Source organism: Mycobacterium shunyiense (genome assembly GCF_058270035.1).
The window spans coordinates 17,919-29,248 of the sequence record NZ_JBZDPT010000022.1 but is presented as its reverse complement, the minus strand read 5'-3'; the positions used below and the strand labels follow the sequence as shown (position 1 = coordinate 29,248).

Annotated in this window: 12 protein-coding genes; 7 read left to right on the top strand and 5 right to left on the bottom strand. The window is 66.8% G+C overall.

The genetic code is table 11. The annotated features are described in order from the left end of the window. Positions 1-2 precede the first annotated feature (2 nt). Positions 3-605 (top strand): TetR/AcrR family transcriptional regulator, encoded by a 603-nt coding sequence (locus AC4ELS_RS15215; protein WP_499047978.1) that lies wholly within the window; start codon positions 3-5, stop codon positions 603-605. Here AC4ELS_RS15215 and AC4ELS_RS15210 read toward each other — a convergent pair. Next, the gene (locus AC4ELS_RS15210) at positions 591-1,370 is read right to left on the bottom strand and encodes an SDR family NAD(P)-dependent oxidoreductase (RefSeq protein WP_163666247.1); all 780 of its coding nucleotides are present in this window, start codon (positions 1,368-1,370) and stop codon (positions 591-593) included. The genes AC4ELS_RS15215 and AC4ELS_RS15210 overlap by 15 nt on opposite strands. A gap of 111 nt (positions 1,371-1,481) precedes the next feature. On the opposite strand from AC4ELS_RS15210, the gene AC4ELS_RS15205 reads away from it, so the two are divergent. Next, entirely contained in the window at positions 1,482-2,402 is a 921-nt protein-coding gene (locus AC4ELS_RS15205) for a TIGR03619 family F420-dependent LLM class oxidoreductase (RefSeq protein WP_163666245.1), read from the top strand. Positions 2,403-2,499: 97 nt separating this feature from the next. After that, a complete protein-coding gene (locus tag AC4ELS_RS15200) occupies positions 2,500-2,853 on the top strand; it encodes a VOC family protein (protein ID WP_036443520.1) in 354 nt (117 codons plus the stop codon). On the opposite strand, the gene AC4ELS_RS15195 is transcribed toward AC4ELS_RS15200, so the two are convergent. Further along, positions 2,850-3,746: a LysR family transcriptional regulator gene (locus tag AC4ELS_RS15195; protein WP_090429569.1), complete on the bottom strand. Its 897-nt coding sequence runs from the start codon at positions 3,744-3,746 to the stop codon at positions 2,850-2,852. The genes AC4ELS_RS15200 and AC4ELS_RS15195 overlap by 4 nt on opposite strands. Positions 3,747-3,821: 75 nt before the next feature. On the opposite strand from AC4ELS_RS15195, the gene AC4ELS_RS15190 reads away from it, so the two are divergent. After that, positions 3,822-4,892 carry an alpha/beta fold hydrolase gene (locus tag AC4ELS_RS15190; RefSeq protein ID WP_499047975.1) on the top strand — a complete coding sequence of 357 codons (1,071 nt, stop codon included), beginning with the start codon at positions 3,822-3,824 and terminating at the stop codon, positions 4,890-4,892. Between the two features lie 9 nt (positions 4,893-4,901). Here AC4ELS_RS15190 and AC4ELS_RS15185 read toward each other — a convergent pair whose 3' ends face one another. Beyond that, positions 4,902-5,360, bottom strand: coding sequence for a hypothetical protein (locus AC4ELS_RS15185; protein ID WP_499047973.1), 459 nt, complete (start codon positions 5,358-5,360; stop codon positions 4,902-4,904). Between the two features lie 14 nt (positions 5,361-5,374). Next, positions 5,375-6,520 (bottom strand): glycoside hydrolase 5 family protein, encoded by a 1,146-nt coding sequence (locus AC4ELS_RS15180; protein WP_064880354.1) that lies wholly within the window; start codon positions 6,518-6,520, stop codon positions 5,375-5,377. Between the two features lie 196 nt (positions 6,521-6,716). Between AC4ELS_RS15180 and AC4ELS_RS15175 the strand changes: the two genes are divergently transcribed. From AC4ELS_RS15175 to AC4ELS_RS15165, 3 genes are read left to right on the top strand one after another with little or no spacing between them, the layout of a single operon-like run. After that, positions 6,717-9,116, top strand: coding sequence for a molybdopterin oxidoreductase family protein (locus AC4ELS_RS15175; protein ID WP_499047971.1), 2,400 nt, complete (start codon positions 6,717-6,719; stop codon positions 9,114-9,116). Next, on the top strand, positions 9,113-9,595 hold the full coding sequence (locus tag AC4ELS_RS15170) for a hypothetical protein (protein WP_499047969.1): 483 nt from the start codon (positions 9,113-9,115) through the stop codon (positions 9,593-9,595). The genes AC4ELS_RS15175 and AC4ELS_RS15170 overlap by 4 nt, the downstream gene beginning before the upstream one ends. Before the next feature lie 19 nt (positions 9,596-9,614). Beyond that, complete coding sequence (locus AC4ELS_RS15165; RefSeq protein ID WP_499047967.1) at positions 9,615-10,454, top strand: class I SAM-dependent methyltransferase; 840 nt, start codon at positions 9,615-9,617, stop codon at positions 10,452-10,454. Here AC4ELS_RS15165 and AC4ELS_RS15160 read toward each other — a convergent pair whose 3' ends face one another. Beyond that, complete coding sequence (locus tag AC4ELS_RS15160; RefSeq protein WP_448444562.1) at positions 10,455-11,294, bottom strand: SDR family oxidoreductase; 840 nt, start codon at positions 11,292-11,294, stop codon at positions 10,455-10,457. Between the last annotated feature and the right edge of the window lie 36 nt (positions 11,295-11,330).

Genomic DNA, 11,330 nt, shown 5'->3' with positions numbered 1-11,330 from the left:
GCGTGGGGGCAAAACAGAATCCCGATCAACGCCGGCGCGAATTGTGCGACGCGGCAATCACTCTGCTGGCCCGCGAGGGCATCAAAGGCGTCACCCATCTGAAGGTCGACCGCAAAGCCGGGGTACCGGACGGCACCACGTCGTTCTACTTCCGCACCAGCGCGGCGTTGATCCAGGCGGCGGCCAACCGCATCGCCGATCTCGACCTGGCCGATCTGACCGCGGCCACAGGTCCGGGGGCGCACGGTGATGTGCGCGGTCTGGCGCGGCTGGTCATCCGGTCGAGCACCGGCGCGCGTCTGGTCCGGAGCAAGGCCCGCTACGAGCTGGTCATGCCCTCGAGCCGCGACGCCGGCCTGGCCGAGGCGTTCAGCCACAATCAGCAACGGTTCTTCGACCTGCACCGCAGCGTTGTGGCGGGGCTCTGCCCGGCCGATACCGATCCGGAACTGGTCGATGAAAAGGCCTATGTACTGGTGACTTTCATCAGCGGTCTGATGCTGGCCCTGGCCCGCGGCGACCGCACGATCAACTCCGACGAGGAGCTCCACGACATCATCACCGCGATCGTCGCCGCGGCTCCGGCCATCTCACATCGCGAATGAGTAGCCGCCGTTGACCGGTAGCGTCTGGCCGGTGATCCAGGAGCCGTGGTCACTGGCCAGCAGCACCGTCAGATAGGCCACATCCTCGGGCAGGCCGGGCCTGCGGATCGGATAGCGCGACAGGATCGCCTTGGCCTGCGGGGAGTCGGCCATTTCGGCCCACAATGGTTCGGTGAGCGGGGTACGCATAGTCCCCAGCGCGATGTTGTTGGCGGTGATGCCGTAACGGCCGTTCTCCAGCGCGATCGACCGCGTCAGGCCCGCGGCACCGGCTTTTGCCGCCGCATAGACCGCACCGCTGGCGTCCCCGGTCCGGCCCGCATCCGAGACGATCGTCACGACCCGGCCCCAGTGTCGTTCCACCATCGTCGGCAGCACCGCACGCGTGCAATGCAGTACGCCATACAGATTCACCTGCAGGAACGGGTCCCAGTCGGCAGGGGCGGTGTCCGCGAACGGCATCCGGGCGGCGAATCCGTCGGCCCCGGCGTTGCCCGCGTTGTTGACCAGGATGTCGGCGGGCCCGGCCTTCGTGATCGCCTGCGTGACCGCTTCGTAGTCGGTGACGTCGAACGGCACCGCCAGCGCATCGCCGCCCGCGTCCCGCAGCTCTGTGGCCACAGCCTCGGCCCGCTCGCCTCGGAGGTCATTGACCAGCACAGTGGCACCGGCCGCGGCGAAAGCATCGGCAAGTCCCCGGCCGACACCCTGTCCGGCACCGGTGATCAACACCCGGCGGTTCGACAGATCGAATTGCAGCGTCATCGTTTGGCGAGGTCTCCCGTGGTTGGCCTGATCTGGAACAACCTACCCCACACAGTCTCTACATATGTAGAGTCCTGCACATCGGCCCCGGCAAGACGGAACGGAGACCAGGTGAAATTCATCTTCAACCTGCCGCACACACTGCGACTCAAGGCGACGATGCAGCCATGGGAGGCCGAAGTCACCGGCGCCGATCAGACCCGCATGGCGAAGCGGGCCGACGAGCTGGGCTACGACATGATCGCCGTACCCGAGCATTTCGCCATCCCGCGCGAACACGTCGAGTTGTCCGGACCGCACTATCTGCAGTCCACCGCCGCGCAGGCCTACCTCGCGGGTGCCACCTCACGGATACGGCTCAACTCCTGCATCACGGTGCTGCCACTCCAGCATCCGCTCGTCCTCGCCAAGTCACTGGCAACCGCCGACTGGATGAGCAGTGGGCGGATGATGGTCACTTTCGGAGTCGGTTGGCTGCAGCGGGAATTCGAACTACTCGGCGTTCCTTTTCACGAACGGGGACGGATTGCCGACGAGTACCTGGCTGCCATCATCGAACTCTGGACCAGCGAAACCCCACGGTTCGAAGGCCGATACGTGGCCTTCGACGACATCGCTTTCGAGCCCAAACCGATTCAGAAACCGCACCTTCCGGTGTGGATCGGGGGGGACGCCGACGGGGCGCTACGGCGCGCCGCGAAGCATGCCACCGGATGGTGGTCGTTTCTCACCCCTCCGGAACAACTGGCCGAGCGGATCGAGTTCATCAAGTCCCAACCGGATTACGACGGACGGGACTTCGACGTCGTACACGGGATGGCGACCAGGCGCGTCGGCGAGGGGCATGCCGTACGCGAGGACCCCGATGCCCGGTCCGGGATGAGCGCGCAGGAAATCGTCGACCGGTTGTGTTGGCTCGGGGAACAGGGAGTCACGGTCAGCGCCGTGCCGCTGCCCGCCGTCAGCGGTGTCGCCGAATATCTCGACTATGCCCAGTGGGTGATAGAGGAGATCAAACCGAAGGTTCCGTAGAACTGGTAGTGGTCAAGGGACCCGGATGGACCAAAGACTCTATGTTCGCACCCGGGCAGCCCCTAACCTGAAATCGTTCAGCCATAGGAGGGCACTGATGAGCGACCACGACGTGCGGATGATCATTCTCTCGACCGACGACCTGGATGAGTCGATCCGCTTCTACACCGAGACGCTGGGAATGCCGCTGAAGTTCCGCGATGGCGCCCACTTCGCCGCGCTCGACGGTGGATCGCTGACTCTCGCTCTGGCCACTTCGGTGGATCACCCGATCCCCGGGCAGGTCGTCGTCGGGATCAAGACCGCCGATGTGGACGGTGCGGCCAAGGCCATCGAGGAGAGCGGCGGCGGAATCATCAAGCACCCGTACGACGATGCCCACGAGCGCCGGGCCGTGGTCTACGACAACAAGGGCAACGGCCTGGTGTTCTACAGCCCGCTGGCCCGTTAGCCGGACACGGAAGCCGCGGCGTCGAGCAGGGTTTCGGCCAGCCGCGCCGCGGCCGGTGTCATCCGCTCGACCGGCGGCGCGGCGAGATAGACCTGCCATACCGGCGGGTCGCGCAGCACAACGGTCCCCAGATCGCCGTAGCGGCGCGCCTCGGACGCCGGCATGAAGGCGGTGCCCAGTCCGTTGCCGACCAGTTCGGCGATCGCGGCGAACCCGGCCGGAACCTCGTACTGCGTCTGCGGTTGCACACCGGCACGGTGAAACGCCTCGTCCATCAGGCGTCGCAGCCCGAACTCCGGTGGGAAGCCGACGAGCTCCTCGCCGGCCAGGTCCCCCAGCTCCAGACGGCGACGACGCGCCAGGGCGTGGTCGTCGCGGCAGACGAACACCATCGGCTCCTCGAACAGCAGCTTCATGTCCAGCTGCGCCGGGAACCGGTTGGGCAGCGAGACCAGGGCCAGATCCAGCGAGCCCTCCAGGAGTGCTGCCAGATAGGCTGAGGCACCCGATTGGCTCAGCCTCAACCGCAGCCTGACGAACGGGTGGGCACGGTGGAAGTCGCCGAGGGCACCGCCGACATCGACCGGCCCATACGAGATCAACGAGCCGAATTCGACTGTGCCCATGAGAGACCCGCGGAACTGACCGGCAGATTCGGCCGCCGCACGGGCCGCGTGCAGCACCTCGTAGGCATGCGACCGGAAGGCCTCCCCCGCGGCGGTCAGGCTGATCCGTTGCCGCGACCGGTCGAACAGCTCCACGCCGAGTTCACGTTCCAGCTTCGCGATCGAGGTCGACAACGCCGACTGCACGACATGCGCCCGCTCGGCGGCGCGGGTGAAACTCATCTCGCCGGCCACGGCGATGAAGTGTTCGATCTGTCGTAACTCCACGGTGTCAGCCTATCTATCCTGTCGATGGGCCTCATCACATTCAATCGTTGGACTTGATGTGTCCGGACGGGTGAGATGGACACCGAGACCCCGCGAGAAGGAGCAGCAACGGTGAATGGTTTGAGCAGAAGGAACTTCGGCTTCCTCACGGCGGCCGCCGCCGGGGCGGCCACGCTCGCCGCCTGCGGCACCTCACCCGCGCCGTCGCCGGGGCCGCCGACTGGGGCCCCATCGAAGCCGTCGCACACCATGAACCCGGTCAAGCAGATCGACGCCGGCGAACTCAACGTCGGCTACACCGAGGCCGGTCCGGCGGACGGACAGCCGGTGATCCTGCTGCACGGCTGGCCCTACGACATCCACAGCTATGCCGACGCCTCGGCTCTGCTCGCCGATCGGGGCTTCCGCGTCATCGTGCCCCACCTGCGCGGCTTCGGGTCCACCCGGTTCCGCTCCGCCGATACCGTGCGCAACGGGCAGCAGGCCGCACTGGCGCACGACGTCATCGCGCTGATGGACACCCTGAACATCCCCGAGGCGGTGCTCGGTGGATACGACTGGGGCGGACGCACCGCCAACAACGTCGCCGCCCTGTGGCCGCAGCGCTGCGCGGGACTGGTCGCGGTCAGCGGCTACATCACCGTCAACCTGGCCGCCAACTTGAAGCCGCTGGCGCCGGAGGCCGAGTTGGGTTGGTGGTACCAGTACTACTTCGCCACCCGGCGCGGTGAACTCGGCTACCGCGAGAACACCAAGGAGTTCAACCGGTTGATCTGGACGAAGGCCTCACCGCTGTGGCACTTCGACGACGCCGCCTATGACCTGTCCGCCGCTGCGTTCGACAACCCCGATCACGTCGCCATCGTCGTGCACAACTACCGGTGGCGGCTCAGCCTGGCCCCCGGTGAAGCCCGCTTCGACGCCGACGAAGCACGGTTGGCCGGCAAGCCCCCCGTCACCGTGCCGACCATCACGATCGGGTCCGACTTCGACGGTGCGGCCAAGGACGGTGCCGGCTATCGCTCGCTCTACACCGGGCCCTACGAACATCGAGTCCTCGACGGCATCGGACACAACGTTCCCCAGGAAGCGCCCGAACAGTTCGTCGCCGCCATCGCCGACGTCAGCCGCATGGGTGGACGCTGAAGTCCCTGCTCAGGTGGTGAAGATCGACAGATGCACGTACACCTCATCCGGTGATCGCTCGTCGACGATGACATCCCGGTACACCGTCCGCCCGGCTTTCGTGGTGACCCGGTCCTGGGCGTACAGCGGATTCGGCGCGGCGGACAACGGTGGCCCGGCGATCACCGGCGTGGTGCGGGGAAGCTCCGAGGCGTGCGGCTGCTCTTCGAACTGCGCCAACAACTCCCGCAATTGGGCGGCATTCATCCTCAACGCCAACCGGTAGCGGGTGTCTATGCCCGATTCTGAATCCACGCCCAGCACGACGACTCCCGCGGGTACCGCCACATCGCCGAACCCGGCCGCCGTCGCCGCGGACACCTGGCGGCCATCCCGCGGGGTCGCCGTGTCCGGTGTCGAGCAAGCCGTGAACAGCACCGTCACGGCGAACAACCACAGCACCAGCGCGGTGCGCTTCCCACCTGTCATGGACAGTCCCGTCGTCAGGGATACGGCCGTCCGGTCAGCTTCCGGATCGTGCGGATCTCACCGTCGCGGTAAGGCCGGCCATCAGCATGGAACAAGTCATGGAACCACACCCGCGGCGGAGACTTGTACGGCCTGTCCCAGGAGTCCCACGGTAGATACGTCTGCGTCTTACCCGCGACCAGGCCCCAGTTGTACGCACCGACGTTGTGTCGTTTGGCGATCGGCAACACACCCTCGATGGTGCTGCCCTCCCCGCGGGCCAGGTACTCGGTGCACAGGATGGGACGGCCCATCGGGGCCAGCTCACCGATCCGGGCCTCGAACCCTTCCGGATGGTCGTAGCTGTGGAAGGTCACCACGTCGGAGAGGTCGAGCTGCAGCGTCGCCATCCGGCTGCGCGCCAACGGATCAGCCCACGGACCGTCCCACACACCGCTGGTCAACGGTTGGACGGGATTGACCGAGCGAGCCCACCCGAAGACCTGCGGCAGCAACTCCTCGACCAGGGCGATCTTGTCCTGGCGTTCCACCTCGCGGTAGTTGGCCGCGGGATTGTCCGGCTCGTTCCACAGGTCCCACCCGAGCACCCGCTCGTCGCGACGGAACTGGCTGATCACGCCGACGACGTACTCGCGCAGCAGTCGCCGGTACCGGCGATCGTCCAGGTGCTGTGCACCCGGGCCCTGCACCCAGACCGAGTTGTGGATCCCGGGCCGGGGACGGCGCTGATGCCCCAGTCGGGGAAATGGATCCCAGCAGGAGTCGAACAGTACGAACAGCGGTTTGATGCCGTGACTGGACGCGAGGGCAACGAACTGGGCGAGTCGGTTCTGAAAGCCCAGATGCCCCTGTGCCCACAACTGGTCGTGCAGGAAGACCCGCACCGTGTTGAACCCGGCCAGCCGGGCGATCCGCAACTCGTTGTCGATCTGTTGCGGGTCGTAGGTGTCCGGCTGGAACATCTCCAGCTGATTGCCTGCGTTCGACGGGATGAAGTTGGCGCCGACCAGCCAACCCTGCGCGGCGTACCAGCGGTGCGCCCGCTCCGGTGACCAGCGGGCTCCGTGGCCGTCGATCTGCGCGTTGGCCCGCGGCGCCCTCCCCAACGCGGCGGCCACGGTCATCACCAATGGGATCTTGAATGCAGCCCGACGGGCCATCCGGCCGTGCTCGCCCTGCCTGATGTGCATCGAACTACCAATCAACCTGGCTTCCTTAGCATTTCGCTGCCAACATCGGCGCTGTCGGCTTTGTGGATCTTCAACCTGCCCCCACTCGAGGTGTACCCGACAGCGACTCAGGCTGCACACCACGACGCTGTGGTTTGGGCTGACCGACGGCGGGTACCTGTTCACGGTGAACGACCGCATCGCCGATCCATGGGGCCCCAGGACACCCTACGGGCGCGGGCAGGCATGGCCGGACCGCGAGGACAGCTACCTCGACGGGGGGCTGGCTCCCGAGCAGGTGGACCGCTGGGTTCAATCGGCCGCGGTCCTGCACTCCAACGGTGACGGGTTGGACATCGCCGTGAAGGACGGCCGGATAGTGGGGGTGCGCGGACGCACGGTGGACCGCGTCAACCACGGCCGGGTCGATCCCAAAGATCTCTTCGGGTGGCAGGCCAACGCCTCACCTGATCGGTTGACCACTCCCCTGATCCGCCGCGACGGCAAGCTGGTCGAAGCCGACTGGGACACCGCGATGGACCGGATCGTGGCCCACACGACGAGCCTGCTGAACGATCATGGGCCGAGCTCGATCGGCTTCTACACGTCCGGCCAGCTGTTCATCGAGGAGTACTACACCCAGGGCGTGATCGCACACGGGGCGATCGGCACCAACCACGTCGACGGAAACACGAGGTTGTGCACCGCGACGGCCGGCGAGGCGCTCAAGGAGTCGTTCGGCTGCGACGGCCAGCCGGGTTCCTACACCGATGTCGACCACTGCGACACCATCGCGCTGTACGGCCACAACGTCGCCGAGACCCAGACCGTGCTGTGGATGCGCATGCTCGATCGCCTCACCGGGACCGATCCGCCCGCGCTTCTGTGTGTGGACCCACGACCGACCCTCGTCGCACAACACGCCACGGTGCACCTGGCACCCTTGCCGGGCACCAACGTGGCCCTGATGAACGGGCTGTTGCACGAGATCCTCGCCCATGACTGGGTGGACCACGCGTACGTCGACGCGCACACCGTGGGCTATGACGAACTGGCCAAGCGGGTCGCCGAGTTCCCTCCGGAACGGGTCGCCCGCATCTGTCAGATCGAGCCGAAGCAGCTGAGTGCAGCCGCGGAAATCCTCGGCACCGCCGAGCGGCTGCTGTCGACCGTGCTGCAGGGCTTCTACCAGTCACATCAGGCCACCGCGGCGGCAGTGCAGGTCAACAACGTGCACCTGGTGCGCGGCCTGCTCGGCAAGCCTGGCTGCGGCATCCTGCAGATGAACGGCCAGCCCACCGCCGAGAACACCCGAGAGTGCGGAGCCGACGGTGATCTGGCCGGATTCCGCAACTGGGCCAACGACTCTCACATCGAGGAACTGGCGCGGCTGTGGAACCTCGATCCGACGCAGATCCCGCATTACGCGCCTCCCACCCATTGCATGCAGATGCTGCGCTACGCCGAAGAAGGCAGCCTCCGCATGTTGTGGGTCACCGCGACCAATCCGGCGGTATCCCTGCCCGAGTTGGAGCGGATCCGTCGCATCCTGTCCCAGGACCGGCTGTTCCTGGTGGTTCAGGACATCTTTCTGACCGAGACCGCCGCGCTGGCCGACGTGGTGCTGCCCGCCGCAGCGTGGGCGGAGAAGACCGGGACGTTCACCAATGCCGATCGCACCGTGCACCTTTCGGAGAAAGCCGTAGACCCGCCCGGACAGGCCCGCTCGGACCTCGACATCTTCCTCGACTTCGCCCGGCGCATGGGATTCCGGGACGCCGACGGGCAACCATTGCCGCCCTGGCGCACACCCGAAGCCGCCTTCGAAGCCTGGAAGCAGTGCAGTGCCGGACGGCCGTGCGACTACACGGGCCTGAGCTACGACAAGCTGCGCGGCGGCAGCGGCATCCAGTGGCCATGCAACTCCGAGAATCCCGACGGCACCGAGCGCCTCTACGCCGACGGAAACTTCTGGGCGCAACCCGACTACTGCGAGGCCTACGGGAAAGACCTCATCACCGGCGCCCCACTGGAACCCACCGAGTACCGCGCGATGAACCCCTTCGGGCGCGCCATCATCAAGGCCGCCGAATACGTGCCGCCCCATGAACCGCCGTCACCGGAGTACCCGTACGTATTGATCACCGGGCGCACCCTCTACCACTTCCACACCCGCACCAAAACCGGCCGGGCACCACAACTCAACGCAGCTGCGCCCCAGGTGTGGCTCGAGATATCCGAAACCGATTCCCGCAGAACCGGAATCGAGGAAGGCGATTTCGTCGAGGTCAGCACCCCACGAGGATGCGTCATGGCGGCCGCGCGGGTCACCGGTATCCGCCCGGGCGTGGTCTTCCTGCCGTTCCACTACGGGTACTGGGACACCCCGCCGGACCCGGGCTCCGGCGCCCATCACCGGGCGGCCAACGAGCTGACCCTCACCGATTGGGACCCGGTCTCCAAGCAGCCGATCTTCAAGACCGCCGCCGCGGCACTACGGCGCATCGGCGGCGGCCGCGGCCCCGCTCCGGCGCCGACGAACACGGCCTCGGCGCCCGCGCCGGCCGGGACGGACGGCTCGCCATGAGCAAGTTCGCACCGGCCCTGGCCGAACTGCACCGCAGCGAGCGGTCACTCGCCCGTGACCTGCATGCCATCTCCGCCCGCCATCACGCCGACCAGGACATCGCACACCTCGCCGAGGACCTGGCCCACTGGTCGGAGGAGCACGTGCACGCCCTGGCCGAGCACGGACGGCACTACGGCCTGCATCTGTCGGACCACTGCCGGCAGCACCCGATGACCCACCGGATCCAACAGGGACTCAGTACCGCGCTGCGCCGGTATCCGGAACCGGCGCTCGTCCTGCTGGCGGACCTGCGCTCCGTGCATCGTGACGCGGCCGGGGTGTCGCTGGACTGGGAGTTGCTCGCCCAGGGTGCGCAGGCCACCAAGGACGACAAGCTGCTCGAACTGACCAAGCGCTGTCATCCGCAGACCCTGCGCCAGATGCGTTGGGCCAACGCCATGCTCAAGGAGCTGTCACCGCAGGCGCTGTCCGGATAGCGCCGGTAGCGTTGCTGTGGTGAATGTCCCAGACGACGGCAGAGTCGACGCAGGCACCCTGACCGGGGTTTCGGAAACCGCCCTGCTGACCCTGAACGGCCGGGCCCACCAGGCCCGCCACCCCCATGCCATCATCGAGGACCCGCTGGCCATCAAGCTCGCTGACTCGATCGACTTCGACTTCGACAAGTTCGGACGGCGCAAGGGCCAGGAGATGGCGCTGCGCTCGCTGGCCTTCGACAAGGCCGCTCGTGGTTACCTGAGCGAGCACCCGTCGGCCACGGTGGTGGCGCTGGCCGAAGGTCTGCAGACGAGTTTCTGGCGACTGGATGCGACGCTACCGGGTGCGCGGTTTCGTTGGCTCACCGTGGATTTCCCGCCCATCATCGAATTGCGCGAGCGTCTTCTGCCCGCGTCCGACCGCATCGCCGTACGGGCGCAGTCGGCGCTGGACTACAGCTGGATGGACGCGGTGGATCCCACCGACGGGGTTTTCATCACGGCGGAGGGGTTGCTGATGTACCTGCAACCTGACGAAGCGCTCGGCCTGATCACCGAGTGCGCCAGCCGTTTTCCCGGCGGTCAGATGATCTTCGACCTGCCACCCGTGCTGGTGAAGAGGTTCGCGCCCAAAGGCATGCGGTCCTCGAGGCACTATCGGGTGCCACCAATGCCGTTCAGCCTGACGCCGGCCCAGTTGGCCGACCTGGCGCACACCGTGCCCGGTATCAAAGCCGTGCACGATCTGCCGATGCCGCGCGGACGCGGATGGTTCTTCCACACCGCGTTTCCGGCGTTCTGGCAGTTCAAGCCCACGCGCCAGATTCGCGGGGCCTACACGCTGCTGGAGTTCGGCTGACTAGCTGCCAGCAGCGGCCAACCGGGCGCGTTCCCGCATCGAGGCGACGACACCACCGTCGTTGAGGATGTCCGTGCCGGTGAGATAGCCCGCCCGCTCACTGGCGCAGTAGGCCAGCAGATCAGCCATCTCCTCGGGCTTGCCCCAGCGCGGTACCGCCGCGTCGGCCACCATCGCGCCCGCGCCCGCCTGCTCCTCCAACCGGCCCATCTCGGTATCGATGGAACCCGGGGAGACGGAGACGATCCGGATGCCACGACCGTTGAACCGCTCGGCCTGTGACGAGCTGTACCACTTCACGAAGGCCTTGCTGATGGCATAGGAGAACCCGGAGCGCATGTCTTCCGGAGCCATGCCGCACGCCGCCAGCATTTCGGTGAGGAACTGGTCCTGGTCCTGCAGCGCCAGGGGGAAGTGCTGCGCGGGAATGACTTCCTCGGGTAGCAGATGTGCCGCCATCGACGCCACGTTGACGATCGCCGCGCCCTCGGGCGCGGACGCGAAAAAGGCTTCGTTCACATGCAGCGTGCCCAGCGCGTTGGTCTTCATCACGTACTCGGCGTCACCCATGCTTGGGCTGACCCCGGCCGCGTGGATGACGGCGCTGACGGTGCCGAGCCCGGCAGCGGTCTCCAACAACCGGTCGACGGCGGCCCGGTCCGTGACGTCGGCATTGACGATCCTGGCGGCGATCCCCAGGTCCCCCAGTGCGGTGGCGGCGGCGTCGAGGCGGTCCTGCCGGACATCGCACAACACCACTGTCTGGTCGCGGCCGACGACCTTGGCCGTGGCGAACCCCATTCCACCTGCGCCGCCTGTGATCACCGTCACCCGTGTCATGGCTAGCACGGTAGTGGCCGGTACGCGGCCCGGTCG